Origin of the sequence: Nocardiopsis sp. NRRL B-16309 (assembly GCF_001279585.1) — a bacterium.
Taxonomy (GTDB): domain Bacteria; phylum Actinomycetota; class Actinomycetes; order Streptosporangiales; family Streptosporangiaceae; genus Nocardiopsis.
The window spans coordinates 12,530-38,996 of sequence record NZ_LGEC01000098.1; the positions used below are offsets into that span (position 1 = coordinate 12,530).

Annotated in this window: 24 protein-coding genes; 9 read left to right on the plus strand and 15 right to left on the minus strand. The window is 69.8% G+C overall.

The window, feature by feature from the left end:
- Window positions 1–295: 295 nt before the first annotated feature.
- From ADL05_RS22750 to ADL05_RS22785, 7 genes are all read right to left on the minus strand, one after another.
- The gene (locus tag ADL05_RS22750) at window positions 296–994 is read right to left on the minus strand and encodes a DUF2637 domain-containing protein (protein ID WP_197285903.1); all 699 of its coding nucleotides are present in this window, start codon (window positions 992–994) and stop codon (window positions 296–298) included.
- 969 nt (window positions 995–1,963) lie between these two features.
- Window positions 1,964–2,929 carry a fumarylacetoacetate hydrolase family protein gene (locus tag ADL05_RS22760; RefSeq protein WP_053619042.1) on the minus strand — a complete coding sequence of 322 codons (966 nt, stop codon included), beginning with the start codon at window positions 2,927–2,929 and terminating at the stop codon, window positions 1,964–1,966.
- 94 nt (window positions 2,930–3,023) lie between these two features.
- Window positions 3,024–3,962 (minus strand): VOC family protein, encoded by a 939-nt coding sequence (locus tag ADL05_RS22765; RefSeq protein ID WP_053619043.1) that lies wholly within the window; start codon window positions 3,960–3,962, stop codon window positions 3,024–3,026.
- Window positions 3,963–3,986: 24 nt separating this feature from the next.
- Window positions 3,987–5,015, minus strand: coding sequence for an amidohydrolase family protein (locus ADL05_RS22770; protein ID WP_053619044.1), 1,029 nt, complete (start codon window positions 5,013–5,015; stop codon window positions 3,987–3,989).
- Window positions 5,012–6,151 carry an FAD-dependent oxidoreductase gene (locus tag ADL05_RS22775; protein ID WP_053619045.1) on the minus strand — a complete coding sequence of 380 codons (1,140 nt, stop codon included), beginning with the start codon at window positions 6,149–6,151 and terminating at the stop codon, window positions 5,012–5,014. The genes ADL05_RS22770 and ADL05_RS22775 overlap by 4 nt, the downstream gene beginning before the upstream one ends.
- A 111-nt stretch (window positions 6,152–6,262) precedes the next feature.
- On the minus strand, window positions 6,263–7,234 hold the full coding sequence (locus ADL05_RS22780) for a cyclase family protein (protein ID WP_053619046.1): 972 nt from the start codon (window positions 7,232–7,234) through the stop codon (window positions 6,263–6,265).
- On the minus strand, window positions 7,231–8,235 hold the full coding sequence (locus ADL05_RS22785) for a fumarylacetoacetate hydrolase family protein (protein ID WP_197285901.1): 1,005 nt from the start codon (window positions 8,233–8,235) through the stop codon (window positions 7,231–7,233). Before ADL05_RS22785 ends, ADL05_RS22780 begins: the two co-directional genes overlap by 4 nt.
- 129 nt (window positions 8,236–8,364) lie before the next feature.
- Here ADL05_RS22785 and ADL05_RS22790 point away from each other — a divergent pair, with 129 nt between their 5' ends.
- Window positions 8,365–9,300, plus strand: coding sequence for a LysR family transcriptional regulator (locus tag ADL05_RS22790; protein WP_053619070.1), 936 nt, complete (start codon window positions 8,365–8,367; stop codon window positions 9,298–9,300).
- Window positions 9,301–9,819: 519 nt separating this feature from the next.
- On the opposite strand, the gene ADL05_RS22795 is transcribed toward ADL05_RS22790, so the two are convergent.
- The 3 genes from ADL05_RS22795 to ADL05_RS22805 form a co-directional block, all read right to left on the minus strand.
- Complete coding sequence (locus tag ADL05_RS22795) at window positions 9,820–10,020, minus strand: ferredoxin (protein ID WP_053619048.1); 201 nt, start codon at window positions 10,018–10,020, stop codon at window positions 9,820–9,822.
- Window positions 10,021–10,072: 52 nt separating this feature from the next.
- Complete coding sequence (locus ADL05_RS22800; RefSeq protein ID WP_053619049.1) at window positions 10,073–11,275, minus strand: cytochrome P450; 1,203 nt, start codon at window positions 11,273–11,275, stop codon at window positions 10,073–10,075.
- Between the two features lie 414 nt (window positions 11,276–11,689).
- Window positions 11,690–11,935 carry a hypothetical protein gene (locus ADL05_RS22805; RefSeq protein WP_053619050.1) on the minus strand — a complete coding sequence of 82 codons (246 nt, stop codon included), beginning with the start codon at window positions 11,933–11,935 and terminating at the stop codon, window positions 11,690–11,692.
- Window positions 11,936–12,416: 481 nt separating this feature from the next.
- Between ADL05_RS22805 and ADL05_RS22810 the strand changes: the two genes are divergently transcribed.
- The 3 genes from ADL05_RS22810 (at window position 12,417) to ADL05_RS22820 (ending at window position 15,351) form a co-directional block, all read left to right on the plus strand.
- A complete protein-coding gene (locus tag ADL05_RS22810) occupies window positions 12,417–13,463 on the plus strand; it encodes an ABC transporter substrate-binding protein (RefSeq protein WP_231640874.1) in 1,047 nt (348 codons plus the stop codon).
- Window positions 13,464–13,564: 101 nt separating this feature from the next.
- The gene (locus ADL05_RS22815; RefSeq protein ID WP_082376792.1) at window positions 13,565–14,572 is read left to right on the plus strand and encodes an iron ABC transporter permease; all 1,008 of its coding nucleotides are present in this window, start codon (window positions 13,565–13,567) and stop codon (window positions 14,570–14,572) included.
- Window positions 14,569–15,351 carry an ABC transporter ATP-binding protein gene (locus ADL05_RS22820; RefSeq protein WP_053619051.1) on the plus strand — a complete coding sequence of 261 codons (783 nt, stop codon included), beginning with the start codon at window positions 14,569–14,571 and terminating at the stop codon, window positions 15,349–15,351. Before ADL05_RS22815 ends, ADL05_RS22820 begins: the two co-directional genes overlap by 4 nt.
- Before the next feature lie 25 nt (window positions 15,352–15,376).
- Here the strand turns inward: ADL05_RS22820 and ADL05_RS22825 are convergent, their stop codons facing one another.
- A complete protein-coding gene (locus ADL05_RS22825) occupies window positions 15,377–17,473 on the minus strand; it encodes a hypothetical protein (RefSeq protein WP_156365980.1) in 2,097 nt (698 codons plus the stop codon).
- Window positions 17,474–17,770: 297 nt separating this feature from the next.
- Between ADL05_RS22825 and ADL05_RS22830 the strand changes: the two genes are divergently transcribed.
- From ADL05_RS22830 to ADL05_RS22840, 3 genes are all read left to right on the plus strand, one after another.
- Window positions 17,771–18,778: an ATP-binding cassette domain-containing protein gene (locus ADL05_RS22830; protein ID WP_053619053.1), complete on the plus strand. Its 1,008-nt coding sequence runs from the start codon at window positions 17,771–17,773 to the stop codon at window positions 18,776–18,778.
- Window positions 18,775–19,608, plus strand: a complete 834-nt coding sequence (locus tag ADL05_RS22835; RefSeq protein ID WP_053619054.1) for an ABC transporter permease — start codon at window positions 18,775–18,777, stop codon at window positions 19,606–19,608. The genes ADL05_RS22830 and ADL05_RS22835 overlap by 4 nt, the downstream gene beginning before the upstream one ends.
- A gap of 150 nt (window positions 19,609–19,758) precedes the next feature.
- Entirely contained in the window at window positions 19,759–21,003 is a 1,245-nt protein-coding gene (locus ADL05_RS22840; RefSeq protein WP_082376786.1) for an AI-2E family transporter, read from the plus strand.
- 122 nt (window positions 21,004–21,125) lie between these two features.
- On the opposite strand, the gene ctaD is transcribed toward ADL05_RS22840, so the two are convergent.
- The gene (gene ctaD / locus ADL05_RS22845; RefSeq protein WP_053619056.1) at window positions 21,126–22,811 is read right to left on the minus strand and encodes a cytochrome c oxidase subunit I; all 1,686 of its coding nucleotides are present in this window, start codon (window positions 22,809–22,811) and stop codon (window positions 21,126–21,128) included.
- 175 nt (window positions 22,812–22,986) lie between these two features.
- Between ctaD and ADL05_RS22850 the strand changes: the two genes are divergently transcribed.
- The gene (locus tag ADL05_RS22850; protein ID WP_082376788.1) at window positions 22,987–23,667 is read left to right on the plus strand and encodes a TetR/AcrR family transcriptional regulator; all 681 of its coding nucleotides are present in this window, start codon (window positions 22,987–22,989) and stop codon (window positions 23,665–23,667) included.
- A gap of 3 nt (window positions 23,668–23,670) precedes the next feature.
- Here the strand turns inward: ADL05_RS22850 and ADL05_RS22855 are convergent, their stop codons facing one another.
- Window positions 23,671–24,432: an SDR family NAD(P)-dependent oxidoreductase gene (locus ADL05_RS22855; protein WP_053619057.1), complete on the minus strand. Its 762-nt coding sequence runs from the start codon at window positions 24,430–24,432 to the stop codon at window positions 23,671–23,673.
- 232 nt (window positions 24,433–24,664) lie between these two features.
- Between ADL05_RS22855 and ADL05_RS22860 the strand changes: the two genes are divergently transcribed.
- On the plus strand, window positions 24,665–25,285 hold the full coding sequence (locus tag ADL05_RS22860; protein WP_053619058.1) for a TetR/AcrR family transcriptional regulator: 621 nt from the start codon (window positions 24,665–24,667) through the stop codon (window positions 25,283–25,285).
- Between the two features lie 289 nt (window positions 25,286–25,574).
- Here ADL05_RS22860 and ADL05_RS22865 read toward each other — a convergent pair whose 3' ends face one another.
- Together ADL05_RS22865 and ADL05_RS22870 are read right to left on the minus strand one after the other, a co-directional pair.
- Window positions 25,575–25,886, minus strand: coding sequence for a hypothetical protein (locus tag ADL05_RS22865; protein WP_053619059.1), 312 nt, complete (start codon window positions 25,884–25,886; stop codon window positions 25,575–25,577).
- A gap of 135 nt (window positions 25,887–26,021) precedes the next feature.
- Entirely contained in the window at window positions 26,022–26,450 is a 429-nt protein-coding gene (locus ADL05_RS22870; RefSeq protein ID WP_053619060.1) for an Hsp20/alpha crystallin family protein, read from the minus strand.
- Window positions 26,451–26,467 lie beyond the last annotated feature (17 nt).

The window sequence follows — 26,467 nt, forward strand, 5'->3', positions numbered from 1 at the left end:
ATGAACCCCCGTTAACGACCTTCTCTCGCTCTCCTAAAGCGGGTGTCGCGCGCTCCCGAGCGCTGGCCGTACGCGTAGAGGTTCGGACTCAGCCACCTCGGACTCCTCCAACGTGAGGGTCGTGGAGGGCTCCATCCTGCTCTCGCGGTGCAGGCTGCGCGCAGCGCGGGAACCCCTACTACTCAGGGCATTCAAGCTCGGCCTCCTCACGACGGCAGCACCGAGGACATGACGCCCACGCTCCACAGCCACAGGGGCCTTGTAGGACAAGCCTTTACACGGCTCTGAGAAAGGCCTATCCAGCCTCCACGAGAAAGCTTCCTCGTTGTCCTCGCTGCTTGACCAGCCGCCCCCAGCGCTCCTTCCGACCGAAGTGCGCCGCGATCTCCTTCCCACTCGGCATCTGCCCCGTCTCGCGCTGCCGCTCCAGCGCCCACTGCCAAGCCCGGTCCTGAAACGGGGACAGAGCCAGCTCTCCGACAGGTTCCCTGCCCGTCTCATACACGGTCTGCAGATCGGCGACGCCCCAGGATTCCGGCGCCCCGGAGCCCTGAGCTTCCTTTTCCTCCGTTGTCGGAGACGGGTCGACTGCGGACGCAGTGCCTACGCCCCGAGCCGCCGTGCGGAACTCTCGCATCAACAACTCGTAGGCACCGATCAGCGCGAAACTGGGCCAGGCATGGATGATGCGCGACCACATCGTGGGGTCAGCAACCGCCACGTTGGCCGCGAGCGAGGCGCCGGATCCGATGATCAACAGCGCCCAGGGCAACAGGCCGCCCCTGCGGCCATGGCGCGCGTCGCTGAGCAACGTCATCGAAGCGCCCACGATCATCCCGTCCACCGAAAGCGGGAACAACGCCGCCCGCCACTCGGGCTCGCCGTGGCGCAGGGCGAGTTCGTACATGTGGGAGTAGGACACCACCGCGGCGATCAGCGCCAGGACCAGCACCGCACCTACCGTAGTCCACCTCGACCAGGTCGAGGTCGTCATCGTCATTCACCATCCCTCACAGGTCAAAGACCGTGCAAGGGAGCCGCCCACGGGTGGGTACTACCTACGTGAGCCTCCAGTGGCCCTCTCCGGGCCAGAATGGAGACGGCACTGCCGTCTCCACCGCGTGGAGACGAAATGGAGATCGCAAGATCTCCCAACCGCGCCCAACAGACGTGAACGGCTCCCAAGGACGGCCTCTGAACTGCTCAGACTCGGAATGGCGCAGGTCATCGAAACCCCGAACCTACCTCGACACGGTAGAGGTCACAGGTTCGAGTCCTGTATCGCCCACCAGCATCACCGCAGGCCAGAGCTTCGGCTCTGGCCTTTCGCGTGCCCGGGGCTCCGCTGGATCGGGAGATATCCGGGAGCCCGCTTTCGCTGTCTCCACGCCATCGCGAAGAACCGATCCCGCTCGGGCGCCGTGGAAGCCGCCACCCTCCCCCACCACCGGGTTTCGAGCACGCTGAGTACACACCGCCGCATCACAGGTGTCACGTGCTCATAGACGCTCCCCATCCCGGGCACCGTGTGGCCCAGACGGGCGGCACGAGCGACCTCGGGGATCTCGTCCTCCGCCAACCACGTCCGCTGCGTGTGACGACCCTCGTTGAACGTGGACCCCGGCAACACCGGCCGCCGAACACTCGTCTGGCCGCTGCCCGGGGCGCCGTCCCAGGCCGGCCGCCAGAACCGGACCCGAAGGCTCCCCGGCGCAGCAGCCCGCCCTGGTTCCGTGTGTCTCACCGGGGCCGAGGAGCTCGGTGAAGCGGTCCTCTGCCTCGTCGATCTCGCCGAGTTGCTTGAAGATCGATCCGGGGTGACTCGCCCACGACCTTCTGCATCAGCGGGGTGCGGTCACGGATCACCCAGCGTTGGACGTGTGCGGGGTCGGTCGCGGCGATCAGCTGGGGCAGCGGATGAGCGAAGGCTTGGCCGGGGCTCGTCGCGCGCGCGTGCAGGTTCTCACGGGCGCGTCCGGGGGCGTTTGCGGGCGGTCGGCAGGGGCACCGGGTCCGCCCCGGCGACCACGGTGTTGGAGACGCTGCCGATGCCCTCGACCGTGAGGGTGACGGTGTCGCCGGGCTTCAGCGGTGGCGGGTCCTGACGGCCGCGCACGCCCCAGAGCTCGGCGAGGCAGCCGCCGTTGCCGCAGGTGCCGGAGCCGAGCACGTCGCCGGGGCGTACGCAGGTGCCCCTGGAGGCGTACGCGGTCATCTCCTCGAAGGTCCAGCTCATGTTGGACAGCAGGTCCTTGCCGACGACCTCGCCGTTGATCTCGGCGGTCAGCGCCAGGCGCAGGAATCCGTCGCCGTCGCGGTACGGCTCCAGTTCGTCGGCGGTGACGAAGTACGGGCCGAGGGTGGTGGCGGTGTCCTTGGCCTTGCAGGGGCCGAGGCCGACCTTCATCTCGCGGGACTGGAGATCGCGTGCGGACCAGTCGTTGAAGATGGTGTAGCCGACGATGTGGTCGCGGGCCTGCTCGGGGGTGAGGTCGCTGCCCTCGCGGCCGATGACCGCGGCGACTTCGAGCTCGAAGTCCAGTGCCTGGCAGCCGGGCGGCACGGGGACGGGATCGCTCGGGCCGATGACCGCGTAGGGGTTGGTGAAGTAGAAGGTGGGCGCGTCGTACCAGGCGTCCGGGGCTCCCGGGATCCCGTCGACGCTGCGTCGTACACCATCGACGTGCTCCTCGAACGTGACGAAGTCGCGTACGGACGGCGGTCGGAACGGCGGCGACAATCGCACCTGGGACACGTGCGGCCCGCGCGGCACGTCCAGGCTCGCGTCGCCCGCCTCGCGCAGCGCCTCGGGGCCGGCCTGGATCAGATCGAGGAGCGAGGCTCGGCCGGGGCAGGGGTGGAGGACGCCGTCGTGTCCGACGGTGGCGAGACGGCTGCGGCCGTGCTGCTCGTAAGTGGCGAAACGCATGGCATTCCTTGGGAACTGGGTGAGTTGGCACAGGCCGGGGGCACGGCGGCATGGCAGGGCAGGGGGAGCACGCCGAGCCCCCGTGGCCGAGGTGTCAGACCGGCGGGGCGACGAAAACGCCGCGGTCGACGTCGTTCTGCATCTCCTTGCCGACCATCTCGTTCATCGGGTTGGCCGTGCCCCACTGGTCGGAGTTCTCGGGCTGGGACAAGTCGTAGATGTGCGGGTGCCAGGTGTCCTCGTCCAGCTCTTCGAGCTCGGTCGTGTACTCCACGGTGTTGCCGTGCGGGTCGAGGAAGTACATGAAGGTGTTGTCGCCCGCCATGTGCCGCCCGGGGCCCCAGATACTGCGGGCGCCGGAGCGCATCACGCGGCCGGAGCCGCGCATGTACTCGTCGATGCCGCGCATCTCGAAGGAGATGTGCTGCAGGGAGGTGTGCGGACCGCTGGCGATGGCCATGGAGTGGTGCTGGCTGCTGATCCGCATGAAGTGCATGATCTCGCCCATGTGCGGAATGCTGAGCGAGTCGGACAGTCGGAAGCCGAGGTGCTGCTCGTACCAGGCGCGGGTGGCGGTCGCGTCGGTGGAGTTCAGGACGACGTGCGAGAGGCGGACGGGGATGGCCTCCTTCTCCTCGACACGACGGTGCCGACGCGCCTCGACGTCGGCGGAGACCTCGATGGTGCGGCCGTCGATGTCGAAGAAGCGGAAGCCGTAGCCGCCGCCGGGGGTGTCGACCCTGCCCGGCTCGGAGATCAGCCGCACCCCGCCCGCGAGGAGCTGCGCGGCGATCGTGTCCACGTCGGCGGGGGTCGCGGCACCGTACGAGATGAGGTCGAGGCGCTTCTCCTCGGCCTTGCGGACCCGGACGATGTACTGCTCGGGCGAACCCTCGGCGGCCAGGAAGGAGATGCCGGAGTCCTCGGCGACCTTGGTCAGGCCCCAGACGCCGGCGTAGAAGTCGAGCTGCTTGTCGTAGTCCGGCACGGCCAGGTCGACGTGCCGCAGGTGGGTGAGCAGGCGTGCGTTCATGGTGAGGGTTCTCCTCTTCGCGGTTCAGTTCGTTCGAACGAGGTTGAGCAGCGCTGCCGCGTTGCCGCCGCGTACTGCGTGGAAGTGGGGGGCGGGCAGGTCCGTGACGTCGCGCAGCGCGCTGAGCGGGTCGTCGGTGCCCATGTCGAAGGGGAAGTCGGAGCCGAGCAGGACCCGGTCGGGGCCGGCCACCCGGATCAGCTCGCGCAGGACGTACGGGTCGTGGACGAGTGAGTCGAAGTACAGCTGCTCGAGATAGCTGCTGGGCGGGCGGGCGCAGCCGCGGGTGTCGGTTCGGGCGAGCCAGGCGTGGTCGGAACGGCCGATGTGCGTGGGCAGGTAGCCGCCGCCGTGGGCGGCGACGACGCGCACTCCCGGGTGCCGGTCCAGGACTCCGGAGAAGATCAGGTGGGAGAGCGCGACGGCGTTCTCGGTGGGCTGGCCGACGGTGTTGGACAGGTACCAGCGGTCGAGGCGCTCGTCGAGCGTGCAGCCGAAGGGGTGCAGGAAGAGGATCGCTCCGGTTTCCTCGGCCCGTGTCCAGAACGGTTCGTACGCGGGGTCCGACAGTTCGCGTCCCGGCGCGTGGCTTGAGATCTCGACACCGCGCAGGCCCAGGTCGAGGGCGTGCTCGAGTGCCTCGACTGCGAGGTCCGGGTGCTGGAGCGGGACGAGGCCGAGGCCGTGCAGCCGTTCCGGGGCCTGGGCGACGTGCGCGGCGGTGCCCTCGTTGGCCAGTTCCCAGACCGTACGGGCCAGGTCCTCGTCGGCCCAGTAGTGGTAGTGGGAGGGAGACGGCGAGACCAACTGGACGTCGATCCCGGAGGCGTCCATCGCGGCGAGCCGGGCACTGACGTCGGTCAGCCTGGGGACGCGGTCCCGGAACATCGGGCCGCTGACGGCCATGGCCTCGGGACCGTTGCGGCGGGCGTCGAGATCACGGGCCGCGGCCAGCCCGGGGTGTCCGGCGACGGCGTCCTCGACCGGCGGCAGCAGGACGTGGGCGTGGACGTCGATCGTCGGTGCGCTGCTCTGGGGACCCTCGGGGTTCACGGGGTCTCCTTCAGGACGGCCATCGTGCGGCCCATCAGACCGGGCGCGTCGGCGTCACGGACGCCGTCCAACTGCCACTGGCCGAGTTGCACGGACGCTTCGACCACGGTGCGGACTCGGTTGATCCGGCGTTCGTAGTAGCCGGTGAGCAGGTCGTCGAGAGAGCCCCGGCCCTGCTCCTCGCTCAGCATCTCGGCCAGCACGGAGGCGTCCTCCAGCGACATGGCCGCCCCCTGGGCGAGCGTGGGGGGACAGGCGTGGGCCGCGTCACCGAGCAGGACGACCCGGCCGCGGTGCCAGGAGCCCTCGACGAGCAGCCGGTCGAACCAGGTGTAGTTGACCTTGGCGGGGTCGGTGATGTTCGCTGCGATCTCCGGCCACGCACCCCCGTAGGGCGCTGCCAGCCGGCGCATCTCGTCGGCGTAGGAGGCCGGGTCGATGGAGGCGCGGTCGCGGTTGGCCTCGACGAGGTAGGCGTAGATGGTGTTCTTGCTGGTGGGGCAGTAGCCGGCGATGTAGCACGTTCCGCCGTAGGACAGGACCATGCGCTCCACGCCCTCGGGGCGGGGCGCGGGGACGCGCCAGATGGCCATGCCGGTCGGTTCGGGCTTGTCGCTGATGCCGATCATCGCGCGCGTGCGGGAATTGACGCCGTCGGCGGCGATGACGAGGTCGTAGCGGCCCTCGGTTCCGTCGCCGAACCGGGCGGTGACGCCGGACTCGTCCTGGACCAGTTCCTCGGCGGTGGTGCCGAGGCGTACCGCCGCCCCGCTCTCGCGAACGGCCTCACACAGAATCTCCTGGAGCCGGGGCCGCTGCATGCCGAAGATCGGGGGCAGGTCGTCCCCACCGGTGCGGCTGTCGTGCTGGACATGGAACACGGTCCCGTCGGGCGCGGCCAGGCCGACGGCGTCGACGGCGGAGCCGCTCTCCCGGACCTTGTCCCACACGCCCACTTCACGCAGCACGCGCAGCGCGTTGCCCTGGAGGGTGATGCCGGAGCCGAGCACGTTCCAGTCGGGTTTGGCCTCGACCAGTTCCACGGCGATGCCCGCCCGCCGCAGCAGCACGGTCACGGCGTTGCCGGACGCGCCGCCGCCTAGGACGAGGACGGTGCGGGGGCGGGTGTCGTTCATGGGTTCTCCCTGAGGTGGTGCCGCGCGACTCCGAGCGGCAGAGGGGTGGCGGGGCGGGCGGGTGAAGGTGGCGTAGCCGTCCGGGCGCGGCCCGCCCGGCCGTCCAGGGCGTTACTTGACGGCGATGGGATTCACCGGTGAGCCGACGGCCCCGGTGATGGGCAGCGGCGCGGCGGTGAGCCAGAACTCGTACCGGCCGTCGGCGGCGCAGTGCGCGGCGAGGGCGTCCAGGTCCCACATCTCGCCGATGAGCAGGCCGATGTGGGGGATGGCGACCTGGTGCAGGGGTTGGAAGGCGTGGTCGAACTCGTTGGGCCGCACCTCGAAGCCCCAGGTGTCGGTGGCGATCCCGGCGATGTCGCTCCGGTGCAGCCAGCCGGCCGTGCCGAAGCTCAGCCCCGGCGCCGGTCCGCCCGCGTAGTCGCCCCAGCCTTCGCGACGGGCGCGGGCCAGCCGCCCGGTGCGCACGAGGACCAGGTCGCCACGACCGACGGTCACGCCGTGCGAGACGGCGGTTGCGGTCAGGTGCTCCTCGGTGATGGCGAAGCCGTCTGGCAGTTCGCCGTCCTGACCTGTGGCCAGGCCCACGTCGAGCAGTACGCCCCGCCCGGCGACGTGCGGAGCCATGTGCTCGATACCGGTGACCAGGTCGCCTTCGGAGGTGACGACCTCCTGCGCCGGGCGGCCGTTCCACGCCTTGCCGTGATCGAAGATGTGCCCGAGCCCGTCCCATTGGGTGGAGCACTGCAGGGGCATGGCGATCACGTCGTCGGCGCCGCCGAATCCGTGCGGAAAGCCCTGGCCGCCCAGGGCGGCGTCGGTGCCGGTGGCGAGCATGGTGTGCACAGGGTTCGTACGCCGACGCCAGCCCTTCTGCGGGCCGTCCATGTCGAAGGCCTGCGACAGGGAGAAGCTGACGCCGTCGCGGATCAGGGCCGCGCCCTCGCGCCGCTTGGCTTCGTCGAGGAGGTTCAGCGTGCCGATCACATCGTCCTCGCCCCAGCGGCCCCAGTTCGAGTAGGCCTTCGCGGCCTCGGCGATCGCCGCCTCGGGATCCGTGCGGTCGATACGACCGGCCGTCATCGGTCCTTCTCCGCGACACAGCGGGTGCGCTGGGCGCCGAGGCCGGTGACCGAGCCGTCCATCACGTCGCCGTCGCGCAGCAGTCGGCCCCAGTGGATGCCGTTGCCGGCCGGGCTGCCGGTGAGAACGAGGTCGCCGGGGAGCAGCCGGCCGCTCTGGGAGATGTAGGAGATGATCCGTGCGACGTCGAAGACCATGTCCTTGGTGGACTCATCCTGCATGGTCTCGCCGTTGAGTTTCAGGGTGACCCGCAGGTCGGAGGGGTCCGCGATGGAGGCGGACGGGACGATCCACGGGCCGAGCGGGGTGAAGCCGGGGGCGTTCTTGCTGCGCAGCCAGTCGGTGCCGATCGGGGGCATGTCCCGGCGGAAGACGGTCGCGCGGTCGGTGAGGTCGTTGGCGATGGTGTAGCCGGCGACGTGGTCCAGCGCCTCTTCCACGGTGACCCGGTAGGTGGGGCGGGAGATCACCGCGGCCAGTTCCAGTTCCCAGTCGGGCTTCTCGGCCCAGGAGGGCAGCACTACGTCGTCGTAGGGGCCGCTGATCGTGGTCGGCAGTCCGATGAAGACGTACGGGAGGTCCTCGCTGGCCCGTTTGTCCATGACCGCCGCGATCTCGGCGCGGGCCTGCCCGGCACTGCGCGGGTCGTCCGGGGCCCGGTGTGCGACTCCCAGGTCGATCACGTGCTGCCGGTAGTTCGCGCCGGACTGAAAGATCTGCCGGGGCTCGATGGGCGCGTGCACCGCCAGGTCCGCCAGTGGCCGCCAGCGGCCCGCCGGGTCACCGGCGAGGGTGTGCAGGCGTGGCAGCACCTCGTCCCAGTGCTCCAGGAGCGCGAGAGTGGTCAGCGCGGGTTCTTCCAGTGCCGTGCGCAGGTCGAGCACTCGGCCGTCCGGGGCCACGAGGCCCGGCCACCGGGCCTCGCCCGGTACTGAAAGGGTGCTGATGGCGAACGGCCCCGAGAAGGGAGCGAAGGGTGCCGACGCGGCTGCGGATTTCACGGAGATGTCCTCCCGATTGCGGTGTCACCAGTCTGGCCTGTAACTTTTCATCTGGGAAATAGATTCCCCGGATATCGGCATCCAGGTGGCAAATGCCAGCATGCTTCCGGCAGGGAAATGGGACGCTTCATGAATCTGGCAAGCCTCGACCTCAACCTCGTCGTCGCCCTGCGCGCCCTCCTGGAGGAGCGCAACGTCACCAATGCGGGCCGATGCATCGGGCTCAGCCAGCCCGCCATGAGCGCCGCCCTGGCACGGCTGCGCCGCCACTTCAACGACGAACTGCTCTCCCGGGAGGGCGGACACTACGAACTGACCGCCCTCGGCCTGGCCCTCTTCGACCGCACCGCCACGGCCTGTGACCTGCTGGAGCGCGTCTTCGGCAGCCAGACCGACTTCGACCCCGCGCACGAGGAACACGAGTTCACTCTGATCTCCTCCGACTACGCGGTGGCCGTCTTCGGTGCCGAACTGGCCCGCACCGTCCACGCCGAGGCACCAGGCATCCGGCTCCGGTTCAAACAGGCACCGACGGAATTCATCGACAACACCGGGTCGCTGCTGAGCACCGCCGACGGGCTACTGATGCCACACGGCATCGTCAGCGGCTTCCCCACGGTCGAGCTCTACCGGGACCGCTGGGTCTACCTCGTCGCCGACGACAACCCCGAGGTCGGCGAGCACCTCACCCTCGACGATCTGGCCCGCCTGCCGTGGGTGACGTACCAGCGCACCTACGATGCGCCCGCCGCCCGCCAGATCGGCATGCTCGGAATCGAGCCGCACGTGGAGGTCTCCGTCGACAGTTTCCAGCTGATGCCCTTCCTGGTCGCCGGCACCCGCAGAGTGGCCCTCATCCAGGGACGTCTCGCCGAGCTGCTGGACAGACTCGCCCCCGTACGCGTCATGGAAGCGCCCTACGACGCCGTACCGCTCCGGGAGACCCTGTTGTGGCACCCGGTGCACACGCACGACGCGGCGCACATCTGGCTGAGGGAGACGGCGGCCCGGGTCGCCGAGGCCGTGGAGGCCGGGCGGCCCACGGACTCCGCTCCTCCGAGTTGAGGATGGCCGACCCCTTCAACGGCACGACACCCTCGCGATGCCCGTACCCGGCCGCCCCGGCGACGCGGCCGGTGTGCGGTCGGGCTGGAGCCGCCTGTGATGGTGTTGCCTGATTCATGAAGCCTCCCGGTTCCCCATCGGAAGCGCGCGGTCATTTGTCACCTCGATGCATATATCCGGGTCATCTATTTTCCAGGGCACAAGCGACAGGCCGATCTCATGGCACCACAACCGGAGGACGTCTCCGGGAAATCCATTCATTTGCGCACTGCCGAGGCGGCTCGCACCGAATTCACGGTCCCCGGATCAGCGTGAAACTCAACGGCGGGACCAACGGCATCCGCTCCTTCGCCCCGCGCCGGGAGTGATCACACCGCGGCGACGGCGTGCCATGCGGCGGACCTGCGCGTGGCCGCGTCCAGTCCGGTGGCCGCCTCGCCGAGCACGAACCCCGCGTCCAACGCGGCCAAGGCGTCATCGGAGCGCAGGCGGGCGCGATCAGGACACTGGAGGGGGCGCTCACGCGCCCTCCTCGATGTGGATGGCGGCTGCCGGGCACACGCTCGCGGACTCGCGCACGCCCGCGTACAGCGGCTCGGCCGGTGTCTCCTCGAGCAGGATCACGATCCCGTCGTCGTCGCGCTGGTCGAACACCTCCGGTGCGATCAGCACGCACTGTCCGGCGCCGCAGCACCTGTCCTCGTCCACACGAACCCTCATAGTCATGCCTTCCTTTCCCTCCTGGTCGGTCGTGCCGGTCGGACCGGTCTCCCTACCAGGTGACCGGGAACTCGTGGATGCCGTAGACGAGGGCGTCGTCCTTGAAGGGCAGCTCCGCCACGGGCACGGCGGGCCGGATGTCGGGAATCCGGCGAAGCAGGGTGTCGATGACGATCTGCATCTCCAGCCGGGCCAGGTTCTGGCCCAGGCACTGGTGGGGCCCATATCCGAACGCGAGGTGGTTGCGGGCACCGCGGTCGATGTCGAACCGGTCCGGGTCCTCGAACACCTCCGGGTCCCGGTTGCCGGTGTGGGCGAGGGGGAACACGCCCTCCCCGGCCGGGACGACCTTTCCGCCCACCTCGATGTCCTCGGTGGCGACCCTCCCGATCCCCTGTTCGGCGATCGTGAAGTAGCGCAGGAGCTCCTCCACAGCGCCGAGCGTCTTGCCCGGATTCCGGCGCAGCGCCTCCCGGGCCTCGTGGTCCTGCGACAACTGGAAGGTGCTCAGCGAGATCATGTTGGCCGTGGTCTCGTGCCCGGCGTTGAGCAGGAGGAAGGCCATGGCGACGAGGCCGAGGTGGTCAACGCCGCCCTGCTCGCGCTGACTGAGGATCTGGCGGCTGAGCAGGTCGTCTGCGGGCTCCTCCTCCTTGGCCTTGATGAGGCCGCTCACGTAGGTCAGGAGATCGATGACGGCCCGCTGCTTCTCCTCGGCGGTCGCGGTGTGGCTGACGATCGCCCCCGAGCGGGTCTGGAAGAAGTCGTGGTCGTCGTAGGGCACACCGAGCATCTCGCAGATGACCAGCGACGGCACGGGCAGCGACAGCGCCTGGACCAGGTCGACCGGACGGGGCCCGGCCAGCATCGCGTCGATGCGCTCGTCCACGATCTCCTGGATACGCGGCCTGAGCTGGTTCATCCGCTTGACGGTGAACTCGCCGAGGACGGCGCGGCGGGCCGGTCCGTGCTCAGGCGGGTCCATCGAGATGAGCATCTGGGGCAGGGCGCCCTTCATGTCGACCTTCTCCGCTCCCGGCGTGGGGAGTTCAGGATGGTTCCGGTCGGAGCTGAAGCGGGTGTCGGCGAGCACGGCGCGGATGTCCTCGTGCCTGGTCACGACCCAGGCATCGCTGTGCTCGGAGAGCGCGACCTTGGCGACGGGGTCCTTCTCCCGGAGTTCGACGTGCTCGGCGCGCGGAGCGTAGGGGCAGGTGCGAGCGGTGGGAAGAGTGGGAAGCGGTTCGGCGGTCATACGTCCTCCAGCGGCCTCATGCGGAAGATGTCCTTCCGCTTGTGAGTGACGCTATCAAAACGGAGGGTGCCCGTCCACTTTTCCGGAATGATAGCGTCCGGTTCCATGGGTGCTGGGAGAACGGACGCCCAGGCGACGAGGAGGGGACGGCATGACGGCCGAGCCACAGCCGCCGCGGGCAGGAGGCGGGCACGCTCCGAGCCGACGTGGGCACGGGCGACGTGGTGCTCCTGGCCGCGCTCGTGATCATCGGCCTGCAGTCCACCGACCAGTCGATGACCGACGCCCAGCGCGAGCGGCCCCCTGCCGGACGAACCCCTCTCCAGCCAGGACCTCGAACCCCGCCCCTGACATGCCATCGATGACGCCGGCGGCGCTCGCGCCGACGCAGCATCGCGGAAGGCGCCCCGGTGGTCAGGCCCGTTCGCCCATGGCGGCCATCTGCTCACTCACGGCACGGAACCCCTGTTCGAAGGCGTGCAGGTCCTCCATGCGCAGGCCCATGTGGAGGTCGCCACGGAACGGGCGTGCCACCACCATGCGCCACACGACCGAGGCACCCCGCGGCGTGGCGTGGACGCGGTGGTCGTCGGGGTCCGACGTGCGCGCGGCGACACCCCGGGCCACGAGCCGGTCGAGCATGCCGGACTTCGACACCATGGAGACACCGAGCGAGGCGGCCAGGGCCTGTCGTCAGTCGCCGAGTTTGGCGAAGGCACGCAGTTTTCCGCAGATCACCGTGCTGATCCGCTGCTCATCTCCTGCGCATCCAATGGTGCTCCATGTGGTGTGTCCTGCGTTCTTCGGAGTCGGATTTCTGGAGCCTGGGACCACGTGACCTCGAGGAGGCATCGTGGGACGTCGTGGATACCCCGCCGAGTTCCGTCGCAGGGTCTTGGACCTGGTCCAGTCCGGGCGCAGCGTCGCCGACGTGGTTCCGGTCCTTCCGCTCGCCCGGCCCCCGCCTCCCGGCGCAGCGCGCGTTCCGATCGACCGCCCGGCCTCGCAGCTGCTGTGTGGCCTGTCCCTCACCTGTTATCCCTGGAAACTTCTTCCCTGGAAAGCAAGGTTAGGCTAACGTAACTCCATCCCAAGGCGGTCGTGCGCGGGTCCACGGACCCGGAGGAAAAAGGACGAATCAGTGACAGTGACCCTACGCGGCTCCTTCGCCACGGTGAGCGCCGTGCTCATGGTGGCGGCCCTGACCGGGTGCGGGGCCTCCGAGCCCGTTCCGGAACAGACCGACCTCGCGGGTGAGGGCGGGACGGAGTACCCCCTCACCGTGGAGAACTGCGGCCAGGAGGTGACCTTCGACGCCGCGCCGCAGCGGGTCGTGTCCCTGGACCAGGGCTCGACCGAGATCCTGTTGTCCCTGGGGCTCGAAGAGCACATGGTCGGCACGGCGTCCTGGACCGACCCCGTCCTGGAGGACCTCGCGCAGGCCAACGAGGAGGTGCCCAGGCTGGCGGAGGAGGCCCCGACCTTCGAGGTGGCCCTGGACACCGATCCCGACTTCGTGACGGCGTCCTTCGGCCGCCACTTCGCCCAGGGCGGCGTGGCCGAACGCGACCGGTTCGCCGAGACCGGGATCGAGACCTACCTGTCGCCGACGGACTGCGACGGCGGAACGAGCATCAACGGCGGCGGTACCCGCACCGAAGCGCTGACCATCGACTCCCTGTACCAGGAGATCCGCGAGCTCGCGCGGATCTTCGACGTGTCCGAGCGCGGTGAGGAACTGGTCGGCGAACTGGAGGACCGCCGCCAGGCCGCCCTGGCCGACGTCGACGCCTCGGGCTCCAGCATCGCCTTCTGGTTCGCGGACCTGCGGACCCCCTACGTCGCCGGAGGGAAGGGATCGGCGAACCTGCTGGCCACCGAGGTCGGGGCCACCAACGTGTTCGCCGACCTCGACGACGACTGGCCCGCCACGACGTGGGAGAGCCTCGTTGACCGGGAACCCGACGTCCTCGTCCTGGGCGACCTGAGCCGTGAGCGCTGGCCCGGCGACCAGCTGGAGGAGAAGATCGACTTCCTCAGCACCGACCCCGTCACCAGGGACCTCGACGCGGTCCGGAACGAGCGGTTCGTCTCCCTGCACGGCGCCGAGATGAACCCCTCGATCCGCACGGTCGACGGGTTGGAGGCCCTCGCCGACGGACTGCGCTCCTTCGAGGAGACCGGGTGAGGCCCACACCCGCGGCCGGCCCGGCCGCTCGGCCGACCGGGCCGACGGCGGGCCCCGGCCGGGAGGAGGCCCCCGCCGTCCACCCGCCGGGCGCGTCACGGCTGCGGTTCGCGGGTGTCGGCACGGGTTCGCTCGCGCTGCTCCTCGTGTCGATCGGCGTGGCCATCACGCTCGGACCCGCCGACGTGTCCCTGGTCAACGTGCGCGACATCGTCCTCAACCACCTCGGGATCACCGACATCCCGGTCCGCGTGTCCAAGAACGCCATCGTGTGGAACGACCGCCTGCCCCGGGCTCTGGTGGCCGCGGCCTGCGGCGCGGGGCTCGGCCTGTGCGGGGTGATCCTGCAGTCGCTGCTGCGCAACCCGCTGGCCGACCCCTACGTCCTCGGGATCTCCTCCGGTGCCTCGACCGGCGCCGTCGTCGTCGGCGTCCTGGGAGTCGGCGGCGCCGTGATCGGGATGTCCGGGGGCGCGTTCCTCGGCTCCGCCGTCGCCTTCGCCGTCGTCCTGCTCATCGCACGGATGTCCGGCGGCGGCAACGACAAGGTCATCCTGGCGGGCATCGCGGTGACGCAGCTGTTCTCCGCGCTGACCTCGTTCGTCGTCTTCGCGTTCGCCGACTCCGACGAGGCCCGCGGCGTCATGTTCTGGCTGCTCGGCTCCCTGGAGGGCGTGCGGTGGAACGACGTCTGGCTGTGCGCCCTCGCCGTGCTCGCCGGGGCGGCCTTCTGCCTCGTGCGCGCCCCGGTGCTGGACGCGTTCGCCTTCGGTGACGACGTCGCGTCCTCGCTGGGCGTCTCCGTACCGCGGGCGCGCGCGGCGTTCATGACCGTCACCGCCCTGCTCACCGCCGTCCTGGTCAGCGTGGCCGGCGCCATCGGGTTCGTGGGCCTCGTGCTCCCGCACGCCGCCCGCTTCCTCACCGGGCCCCGCCACACCCGCCTGGTGCCGGTGACCGCGCTGCTCGGCGCGGTCTTCATGGTCTGGGTCGACGCGCTATCCCGGGTGGTCTTCGCCCCCTCGCCCCTGCCCGTCGGCGTCGGCACCGCCCTGGTCGGCGTTCCCGTGTTCATCGCCATCATGCTGCGCCGTAGGAGGACCCCGTGACACTGCGGACCCGGGAGGTCGCATGGAACCGCGGCGGCCGACTCGTCGTGGACGGGGTCTCCCTGGACCCGCGGCCCGGCGAGACCATCGGACTGCTGGGCCCGAACGGGTCGGGCAAGTCCTCGCTGATCAAGCTGCTGGCCGGCGCGGTCCGGCCCACCTCGGGCGACGTCACCCTGGACGACGCCCCGCTGACGGCCATCTCCCGGCGGGAGAGGGCGCAGGCGATCGCCGTCGTCACCCAGCACGCCGACACGGTCGTGGACATCACCGTGTACGACATCGTCGCCCTCGGACGCATCCCGCACCGGGGGACGTTCGGCGGCGACCGGGACGCGGACGCGCGAGCGGTGTCCGAGGCCCTGGACCGGACCGGGCTCACCGCCAAGGCGGGCGAGCTGTGGCACCGGCTCTCCGGTGGGGAGCGGCAGCGCGTGCACATCGCCCGCGCGCTCGCCCAGGAGCCGCGGGAGCTGCTCCTGGACGAGCCCACCAACCACCTGGACATCCGGTACCAGCTCGACCTCCTCCAGCTCGTCCGCGAACTGCCGGTCACAGCGGTCGTGGCCCTGCACGACCTCAACCTCGCTGCCATGTTCTGCGACTCGGTGCTCGTCCTCAGGGACGGTCGCGCCGTCGCGGCCGGGCCCGCGTCCCACGTCCTGACCCCGCGGCTCATCGCCGACGTCTACGAGGTCGACGCCACCGTGCGGATCGACGACACGACGCACCGCCCGGTGATCACCTTCCACCCCGGCCGCGTACCGACGCCCCCCTGAGCGGGCCCCGCGGCCGGGCGACGACTCATCCGGCTCCGTCGCCGGACCGATCACTTCCGATCTCCGCGGCCGTCCTGACAATCCACGCCTGCAACGACCACACCGACTCCTGCCGCGAGCCGAACTCCTCCTCGTTCCGACGCCACCAGAGCTCGATGGCATGGCTCGCGGTCACCGCACGGGTGGTGACTGCCGACCTCGGGCCGGAGTCGCTTCCGGCCACACCTCGCACCAGAATTTCGGCGACGACCTCAGCGTGCGGCGAAGCCCCGAGCGCCAGGGGAATCCATTCCTCTGCGGCGCGGGCAACCAAAGAGCTGTCTGCGGTATCGAAGATCGCGCTCCACATACGTGCCAGGTTGTGGGCATCCTCGGGTTCGATGAACCCTGAGAAATCGATTCGGTCCAGCGCACGAGGCCCGTTCCCTCCTGGAGAGCTCAACTGGTGGAATAAAAAACTCGTCGCCAGCATGGAACGATACTCATCGTCGTCGCGCCGCCACTCCGAGATCTCACGCGTGATCTCGCTCCACACCGATCGATCTTCACTCAGAACATCCAAAGTCTGAAGTATTTCCTCCTGGACTGCGACGTTGTCCGTCCTGGCGAGGCGCCTTAGTCGGACCAGCGCCGATGCAGTGTTCAGTTTTCCGAGGCGTCTGCAAACCAACGCAACGGCTTTGGCCTGGATCGGGTTTGAAGGCTCGGTGGCGATTTCGTACAGTCGCCTCCGCATCCGTTGACCGAAGGAGGGGGACAGCGATACCCTCGCCCCGAACGCCACCGCCGCGGACAGCGTCCTGGGTTCACGCGACCACTTGTTGAAGGCCTTGCTCGCCCATTCGACATCCCTCTGCCTTATCGCCAACCGAGCCCAGGTCTCGGCCAAGACCTCCACCGACGCATGATCGAGACTCGCGTACAAATCGGATGCCCAGTCAAACAGATATCTTCTCGTTCGCGGATGCTGTTCCCAATAGTAGTCGAGGACCGCGGCACCATAGCGATACTTCACGAAACACACGGCCCCGTGCTCGTCTCGTTCGGCACCCACCGCTCGAAGGGTACTGTCCACCCCTTCGCCCGAGAAGCCACCAGCACTTCCGGGCGGCATTCCCAGCCGCTCGGCCAGCTGATCCGCCGACTCCAGAACCTTTCCTGCGTCCACTCCCTCGAGTAGGGCACACGCTGCCAGAACCAGTCGATACCAGACCCCACTTCCGCTGTGGTTCTTCCCGAACCAGAAGTCGAGATGCTCCTCCCAGCCTCCGTGAGCCCTGATAGTCTCCGCTATCCACTCGTCCGTCGCATACTCTCCGCGGAGGTGGATATCCGCGGCGATACGGGCCAGACGTTCCGCCTCAACCGGAGTCGCACCGCGCAGAATGTCAGCGATCCCTGAATGTTCCTCCCACGGACGAACAGGTTCGTTGGAGAGGTGTTCGAGGTGGGAGGCGAACACCTTTATCCCAGGAACTGCGACCGTCTCCAGCGGAGTGCTCTTAAGCGGATCGTTTCCCCGTTGTTCCGGCCTCATGACGACGATGACCACAGATCCCTTCTGGCGAGCCCGTTGCCAGAAGCCAACCAGTTCCCCTTCGACTTCCCTGAAGGGTTCAGCGAGATTCGAGAGATCGACGATATACCCCTGCCTGGATCGCTGTGGCATACGGACGAACTGGCCCATTTCACCCGCCTCGACCAGGACATAGTGTGCAGAATAACGAACGCTCGTCAAAACGGCGACCGCAGCCGCTTCTCGACCGCTGCCCACGGGACCGACGATGTATCCGTATCCGCGGCGGCGCAACCCGTACTCAAAAAGGTCGAACAGCGCCTGGTCGTTCGAAACATAAACACTTCTTATGTACTCTTGGTAATCCCACGGATACTGCTTCGGCTCCAAGTGTTCGACATCACCGAAGTAAATGTTCCCGTAGATGTCCCGCGCCTGGAGTAGCTTGGAAATATATTCAGCGTTATAGACCTGATTTCGAAAATCGCCACCCACGATTTTTGATTCTCTCTCCGCTGAGATCCCGGCAGAATGGTCTGAAGATGTCCATCCATCGTGGTGTTCGGCCATTCTCCCTGCCTGGTGACGGAACGCGCTTTCGATCATGTTGCACGTCACCCTTACCATGCGACGTGGCTCCGGGCACCGAGTTGGCCGAAGAAGGCCACTCCCGGGCGCTCCACTTTCCGGGTGGGCGCTTCGACGGTCACGGCGGCCCCTCGTCACGCTGGTGCGTTCGATCTTTGGGACCAGGTCATTCCCGGCTCCGTGCACCGCCAGAGCCGCCCCGGTTGACCGGCCGGATCCGGCTCCGGGGAATGGCCCGCGCGGCGGGGGCGTTGGCCTGTCCACGGATCCGTCGAGCCCGCCGCCGCGGGCGGGTGCCGTCGCACGGGAGGCGACGTGACCGCACACGTGCCCGAACTCGCCATCGAAGCCTCCGGCCTGGTCAAGGACTTCGGCCGGACCCGTGCCGTGGACGGGGTCGACCTGACCGTGCCCACCGGGCTCGTGTACGGCTTCCTGGGACCCAACGGCGCCGGCAAGACCACCACGATGCGCATGCTGGCCACCCTGTTGCGGCCCGACGGCGGCCGGGCCAGCGTGCTCGGCCACGACGTGGTGCGCGAGGCCGACGCCGTCCGCGCCCGAGTGGGCCTGACCGGGCAGTTCGCGTCCGTGGACGACGACCTCACCGGGGTGGAGAACCTCGTCCTGCTGGGCCGTCTCTACGGCTACGGCCGCGCCCGGGCACGGCGGCGGGCCGGCGATCTGCTCGACGCGTTCGGTCTGGCCGAGGCCGCCGAGCGCCTGGTGAAGAACTACTCCGGCGGCATGCGGCGCCGGCTCGACATCGCGGCGAGCCTCGTGGTCACGCCCGAGCTGATGTTCCTGGACGAGCCCACGACCGGTCTGGACCCCCGCAGCCGCAACCAGGTCTGGGACATCGTGCGCGCGCTCGTGGACGCGGGGACGACGGTCCTGCTGACCACCCAGTACCTCGACGAGGCCGACCAGCTCACCGGTCGGATGGCGGTGATCGACCACGGCACCGTCATCGCCGAGGGGACGCCGGACGAGCTCAAGGCCGCGGTGGGCACGGGCTCGCTGCACGTGCGGGTGCGCCGCCCCGAACAGCGCGAGGACGCCGCGCGGCTGCTCGAACGCCTGCTGGAGGTGCCCGTCCGTCGCGAGGGCGATCCCGCCGCGCTCTCCGCCCGCGTCTTCGATCCCGACCGCGTCGCGCACGCGCTGGGCGCGCTCTCGGGCGACGGCGTCAACGTCACGCACTTCGCGCTGGGCCGCCCCAGCCTCGACGAGGTCTTCCTCGCGCTCACCGGGCGTCCGGCCGCCCCTGACGACGGCGCCGACCCGGGCACCGGGCCCACGACCGAGGAGGGAACGGCATGACCACCACCCGGACCGGTGTACCCGACCAGCGGCACCTGCGCGGTGTCCTCGCCTCCGGCGCCCGGCCGCCGCGTCCGAGCGCCCTGTCCGCCTCGCTCACCTTCGGCTGGCGGGCCCTGCTGAAGATCAAGCACGTGCCCGAGCAGCTCTTCGACGTCACCCTGTTCCCGGTCCTGTTCCTGCTGATGTTCACCTACCTGTTCGGCGGGGCGATCGTGGGGTCCACCGAGGAGTACCTCCAGTGGGTCCTGCCGGGAATCCTGGTGATGACGGTCGTGATGATCACCCTGTACACGGGCGTCACCCTGAACACCGACATCACCAAGGGCGTCTTCGACCGCTTCCGCTCCCTGCCGATCTGGCGGCCCTCGCCCCTCGTCGGCGCGCTGCTGGGCGACGCCGTGCGCTATTCGATGGCCTCGCTGGTGGTCATCGTGCTGGGGCTGGTCCTGGGCTTCCGCCCCGAGAACGGCGTCGTCGGCGTGGTGCTGTCGGTGCTGCTGCTCATCGTGTTCTGCTACAGCCTGTCCTGGATCTGGACCCTGCTCGGGCTGGTGCTGCGCACACCGAACTCCGTCATGACCGTCAGCATGGTCGTGATGTTCCCGGGGACCTTCCTGAGCAACATCTTCGTCGACCCGCGGACCATGCCCGGCTGGTTGCAGGCCTTCGTGGACGTCAACCCGGTCACCCACCTGGTGACGGCGATCCGCGGCCTGATGCACGGGGGCGTCACCGCCGCCCAGATCGGGTGGGTGCTGGTGGCGTCGGCCGTGATGGTGGCGGTGTTCGCCCCGATCACGATGTATCTGTACCGCCATCGGAACTGACTGGCTCCGGGAACCGTTGTCGTCCGGTAGAACGGGAGGAGTCCCGGGCTCGCGGCGGAAGACACCTGTGGGCTGAACGGAGAGGGAAGTCCCGACGTGCCCACGAGTGCCACACCACGCCCCGCCCCCCGCGCCGACCGCCGCGGCGGTATGCCCCCGTGGCTGCCCCGCGCGATGATGCTGGCCATGTGGATCATCACGGCGTTCGGCGTCGTGCTGTGGCTGTTCCTCCAGTTGCAGGGCCTCATCGTGCTCCTGCTGATCTCCCTGTTCCTCGCGCTGGCGCTGGAGCCTGCGGTGAACTGGCTGCACCGGCACCACTGGCCGCGCGGTCTCGCCACGAGCGCCGTCATGCTGCTGGTCCTGGTGCTGACGGGGGCCTTCCTCAGCCTGCTCGGGTCCATGCTGATCGGGCAGGTGCTGGCCTTCGCCGCCGAGGTGCCCGCGATGCTCCGCGCCGGACTGCGGTGGTTCAACACGTCCTTCGGCACGGACTACTCCCCCACCAACCTCATCGACCAGGTGTCCAGCGCCACCGGTGTGGTCGAGCAGTACGCGTCGAGCATCGCCAACAACGTGCTCGGGGCGGGGACGACCGTCCTGGCGCTGCTCTTCAACGGGCTGACGATCGCGCTGTTCACCTTCTACCTGTGCGCGGACGGGCCGCGCTTCCGCCGGGTGATCTGCTCGGTCCTGCCGCCCCGGACGCAGCGCGAGGTGCTGCGGGCGTGGGAGATCGCGATCGACAAGACCGGCGGCTACCTGTACTCGCGGGCGCTGATGGCACTGGTCTGCGCGGTCGCGCACTGGGTGCTGCTGGTCGCGCTGGACATCCCGTACGCGGTCGCGCTGGCGCTGTGGGTCGGTGTGCTGTCGCAGTTCATCCCCACCGCCGGCACCTACATCGGCGGTGCCGTGCCCGTCCTCGTGGCGCTGCTGCAGGGCCCCTGGGCCGCGGTGTGGGTGCTGGTATTCGTCATCGTCTACCAGCAGTTCGAGAACTACCTGCTCCAGCCGCGGATCACCGCCAAGACCCTGGACATGCACCCGGCGGTGGCGTTCGGCTCGGTCCTGGCGGGCGTCGCGATCCTGGGTGCGCCGGGCGCGCTGCTCGCGCTGCCGATGGGCGCGAGCCTGCAGGCCTTCATCGGCACCTACATCAGGCGCTACGAGGTCGCGGAGCACCCGCTGTTGAGCGAGGCGGCGGCCGATCCCGACGCCGAGTCCGCGGACGACGGCGCCCCGGACTACCCGGGCCCGGAGGCCGCACCAGGCCGAGCGGGTGCGCGGGACGCGGAGGGCGCGGATGACGCTGACCGGGGCTCCCGCTCCCGGACGGAGGCCGCACCGCCCGACGACGGGCGGGCCGGCCCGGAGCGCCGCGACCCCTCCTGAGGCCCTGCCGGCCCGGACGCCGTGCGACGCCCGCGCGCGAGAGCGCCGGTCACCGGTACTGCCTGCGGCCGGGGTGCGGCGGGCCCATCGCGGTTCCGGACCTGCTCGGTGGGACCGCGCCCTCAGCTGCGCTCTGTGCTCGCCCGGGAGTCGGCGCCCTCCGGGTGGTGCAGGTCGAAGGCCGGGCGCTCCCCGCGGATGCGCGGCAGCGTCGTGAAGTTGTGCCGGGGCGGCGGGCACGAGGTCGCCCACTCCAGCGAGTTGCCGTACCCCCAGGGGTCGTCGGTGTCCACCCGCTCCCCGTGGTGCGCGGTGCGCCACACGTTGTAGAGGAACAGCAGGGTCGAGGCGCCCAGCACGAACGAACCGACGCTGGACAGCTGGTGCATCCAGGTGAACCCGTCGGTGGGCAGGTAGTCCGCGTAGCGGCGGGGCATGCCCTGCACACCCAGGTAGTGCTGGATCCCGAAGGTCGCGTGGAAGCTGACGAACAGGGTCACGAAGTGCCACCGGCCGAGGGTCTCGTCGAGCATCTTGCCGGTGAACTTGGGCCACCAGAAGTAGAACCCGGCGAACATCGCGAACACCACGGTGCCGAAGAGCACGTAGTGGAAGTGGCCGACCACGAAGTAGGAGTCGGTGACGTGGAAGTCCAGCGGCGGCGAGGCCAGGACCACGCCGGTGAGCCCGCCGAAGAGGAACGTGGCGAGGAAGCCCACCGCGAACAGCATCGGAGTGGGGAAGGTGAGCTGGCCGCGCCACATCGTCCCGATCCAGTTGAAGAACTTGATGCCGGTGGGCACCGCGATCAGGAACGACAGGAACGAGAAGAAGGGCAGGGGCAGCAGCACCGCGCCGGTGGCGAACATGTGGTGCGCCCACACCGTCATGGACAGTGCGGTGATGGCGATGGTCGCGGCGACCATCCCCTTGTAGCCGAACAGCGGCTTGCGCGAGAAGACCGGGATGACCTCGGTGATGATGCCGAAGAACGGCAGCGCGACGATGTAGACCTCGGGGTGGCCGAAGAACCAGAACAGGTGCTGCCACAGGATCGCGCCGCCGTGGGCGGCGTCGAACACGTGCGCGGCCAGGATCCGGTCGGCCGCCAGCGCGGCCAGTGCCCCCGTGAGCACCGGGAAGGCGAGCAGCACCATGATCGAGGTGAAGAGGATGTTCCACGTGAAGATCGGCATGCGGAACACGGTCATGCCGGGAGCCCGCATGCACACGATCGTGGTGATGAAGTTGACCGAGCCCAGGATCGTGCCGAGACCCGCCACGAGCAGTCCCAGCACCCACAGGTCGCCGCCCAGGCCGGGTGAGCGCACCGCGTTGGACAGCGGTGTGTAGGCGAACCAGCCGAAGCTCGCCGCGCCGCCCGGGGTCACGAACCCGCCCATCACGATCAGGCCGCCGAACAGGAACAGCCAGTACCCGATCATGTTGAGCCGGGGGAAGGCGACGTCGGGCGCACCGATCTGCAGCGGCATGATGACGTTGGCGAACCCGGCGAAGAGCGGCGTCGCGAAGAGGAACATCATCACCGTGCCGTGCATGGTGAACAGGGCGTTGAACGCCTGCGGCGACACCGTCTGCATCCCCGGCCAGAGCAGTTCGGCCCGGATGAGCATGGCCATGACGCCGCCGGCGAGGAAGAAGCCGAAGGACGTGATGAGGTAGAGGTAGCCGACGACCTTGTGGTCGGTGGCGGACAGCCAGCCGACGGCGGCCCGACCCCTGCGCACGATCGTCGCGCGCTTGCGCGATCGGTCGTCCGCGGGGGTATCGCGGCTGGTCAGCGTCATCGGGCCTCCAGGCTTGGCGGCGGACCTGATCTCCGGGACGGGACGCTACCCCAGCGGACGGCTCGATCACACGACGTCAGCAGCGTTTCGCGGCTTCGGGTCGCGGGCGACCGCGTACCGTGCCCGTGGCAGGGTGGGCGGGCAAGCGGAGGCCGGCGGCGCGGGGGGACGGGCGATGGCGACGGGGAGGCGGCCCGGGCGGCCACGGGGACGGCGGCGCGAGGAGATCCTGGACACGGCGCTGGAGGTGTTCGCCGAAGGCGGCTTCCACGGCACCAGCCTGGCCGTGGTCGCCGACCGGTGCGGTCTGACCCAGCAGGGTCTGCTGCACTACTTCCCGACCAAGCAGGCGCTGCTCGTGGCGGTGCTCGCGCGGCGCGACGAACTCGACGCGGCCCGTTTCGGCTGGGACGGGCGCCAGGAGACCGCCCTGTCCGAGGCCGCGGCCCTGGCCGAGCACAACCAGGGTGTGCCGGGGCTGGTGAAGGCCTACACGGTGCTCGCCGCGGAGAGCACGACCGAGGGCCATCCCGCCGCCGACCACTTCCGGCGGCGCTTCGCCGCGGTGCGGTCCCGGTTCGCGGCCGACCTGACCGCCGAGTACGGCCGGATCCTGCCCTCGGGGGTGCGCTCCGAGGACGCCGCGGCCCTGCTCACCGCGGTCATGGACGGCCTCCAACTCCAGTGGCTGCACGCACCCGCCGAGATCGACATGTCCGCCCTGGTCACCGTGTTCACGCGGATGCTCGAAGCACGGGAGCAGGAGCGGGAACAGGAACCCGAGCCCTCGCGTGGCCGGGAACCCGAGCCCCCACGTGAGCGGGAGCCGGAGCCCTCGCGTGAGCCGGAGCGGTGACGGTCAGACCGCGGCCCAGCCGTTGTCGACCGGCAGCACGACACCGTTGACGTTGCTCGCGGCGTCCGAGGCCAGGAAGACGATCGCGGCGGCCAGTTCGTCGGCCCGCGCGACGCGGCCGACGTTGCCCATGTACTGGCCGAGCACGGCGGGGCCTCCGCCGGGCGCGGGGTCGACGCTGATCGCGGTGGCGGTGCCGCCGGGCGCGACCGCGTTCACCCGGATCCCCTTCTCCCGGTACATGATCGCCGTGGACTTCACGAGCCCGGCCACGCCGTGCTTGGCGGCGGTGTAGGCGGCGCCCGCCGCGCTGCCCCGGAGCGAGGCCTCCGAGGCGGTGAAGACGATGGACCCGGACCCGCGCCCGACCATGTGCGGCAGGACGGCGCGCGTGAGCAGGAAGGGCGCGGTCAGGTTCACCCGGATGAGCCGCTCCCACACCGCGTCGGTGACGTCGGCGGTCGCGGACATGTCGTCCATGATGCCGGCGTTGTTGACGAGGACGTCGATCCCGCCGAGCCGGTCGAGGGCGGTGGCGACGACCTCGTCGACGACCTCCTGGCCGCTCAGGTCGCCCACGACGGTCACGGCCGTGCCGCCGGCACCGGTGATCTCGTCGGCCACGGTCCGGGCGGACCCGGCGTTGAGGTCGGCGACGAGCACCCTGGCCCCGTCGGCCGCCAGGCGCAGTGCGGTCGCCCGCCCGATGCCGGAGCCGCCCCCGGTGACGATCGCGTTCTTGCCGTTCAGGCCCGGAAGGTTCATGGGTTCTCCTGCTGCTGCTGGGGCGCCCGCCCCGACGACGGGCCACGGTGGACCGAACGGCCACTCGTGTCACCTTACGACATTTTGTCGCTCAGCGACATATATTGAACGCGGCGCCACCGGAGAGGTCCTAGAGTGGTGCGCCTGGTATCGAACGCGGGGAGGCACGGCGGTGGCGAGGAGCTCTTCGGACGGCTCCGGAGGCAGGACCGCGGGCCGGGGCCGCCCGCCGATGACCGAGCGGCGCAGGGAGGCCGTCCGCATGGAGATCGCGCGCGCGGCGGTGCGCCTGTTCACCGAGCACGGAGTCTCCGGCACGACCGGCGACGACATCGCGAGGGAACTGGGGATCTCCACCCGGACGGTGTGGCGCTACTTCCCCACCAAGGAGAGCTGCGTCCGGCCGCTGCTGACCACGGGGCTGGACTTCATGGCCGCGCGGCTGCGCGCCTGCCCGCCGGACACGCCGCTGCTGGAGCACCTCGAACGCGAGCAGGCCGTCGAGGACGGGGCCCCGGACCTGGAGGAGCCGGTCGCCGACCTCATCCGGATGACCCACACCGAGCCCGGGCTCATGGCGGTCTGGCTGGAGGTCCACCACGCCGCGGAGTCGGTGTTCGCCGAGATCATCGCCGCGCGCACGGGCGAGCCCGCCGACGACCTCGCGGTACGCGTCCAGGCGGCGATCCTCAACACGGCGCTGCGCCTGGCCTCGGAGGAGCTGGCCCACTCCGCCGCCGGCGGTCCGGCCGACTCACCCGAGGGCGTCGCCCCGTTCGTGCGAACGGTCCTGGCCATGGCCGCGCGGGGCCTGCCCGCCTTCACGGGCGCACCGACGAACGACCTCCGTTAGAACGCGCGCCGCGCGACGCACGCCATCGGAACACGACGGCCGCGAGGACACGACCGCGACAAGGGGCACGACCGAGCCAACGCACGAGCGCAGTGGGGACATGGCCGCCGTTGGGCAACGACGACCGCCGGGACACGGCTGTCCGCCCACGACCGCGCGACGTACGACCGTCATTCGGAACCGTTCCGGCTTGTGCGTGACCGGGGTACCGGATCCCCGGGAACCCGGCGGCCTCGCCGACCCCGAGCGGGGTCTGGCCGGGCGGGACCGCCGGACGCGTCCCAGGAACCTAGGAAGCCGCCAGGGCGGGGCGCACACCCAGGCTCCGCCACAGGGCGTCGGCCAGGGCCTGGTCCACGGCCTCGGCGGGGGTCGCGGCCGACAGCCCGTCCAGGGCGTGCGCGTCTTCGCCGACCAGGTCGGCGGCCACGGCCCGCACGCGGGTGAGGCGGTCGCCGACGGCGAAGCGGTTCGCGGCCAGTGCCTCCTCGTAGGCCCGTAACGCCTGGAAGAGTCCGACCCACCTCAGGTGCGTGTGCTCGTCCGGGGACCGGCGCAGCCCGTGTTCGGCCGCCGTCCGACTCCTGCGCATCGTGTTCATCCGTGCCGTCCCTTCGTTCCGCGACCGACGCCTGACGTGCGCGGGGGCGGTGCGGCCGACGCGCCGTGGAGGGCCGGAGCGGCTCCGGCCCCCGCTCGTGCGCCGACGGACGGCACCGCCCGCCTCGTCACCCGGTCAGGCGTTGATCTCCCGTGCCTGGCCGTCGCCCTCGGTGACGCTGATCTTGCGCGGCTTGGCCTGCTCGGCCACCGGCACGCGCAGGGTGAGGACGCCGTCCGCGTACTCCGCCGTGATGTTGTCCCCGTCGAGGGACTCACCGAGGAAGAGTTCGCGGGAGAACGTGCCCGACGGGCGTTCCGCGATGACCATCTCGCGCCCCTTCGCGGCCGTCTCGGCACGCTCGGCGCGCACGGTCAGGACGTTGCGCTCGAGCTCCAGATCGATGGAGTCGGGCCGCACGCCCGGCAGGTCGAAGGACACCACGAACGTGTCGTCCTCGCGGTAGGCGTCCATCGGCATGGCACCCGGGCGGACCGTGTCGCTCAGCAGGCGCTGGGTGATCCGGTCGAATTCACGGAAGGGGTCCGTACGCATCAGCATCATGTTCACCTCCTGTGCTC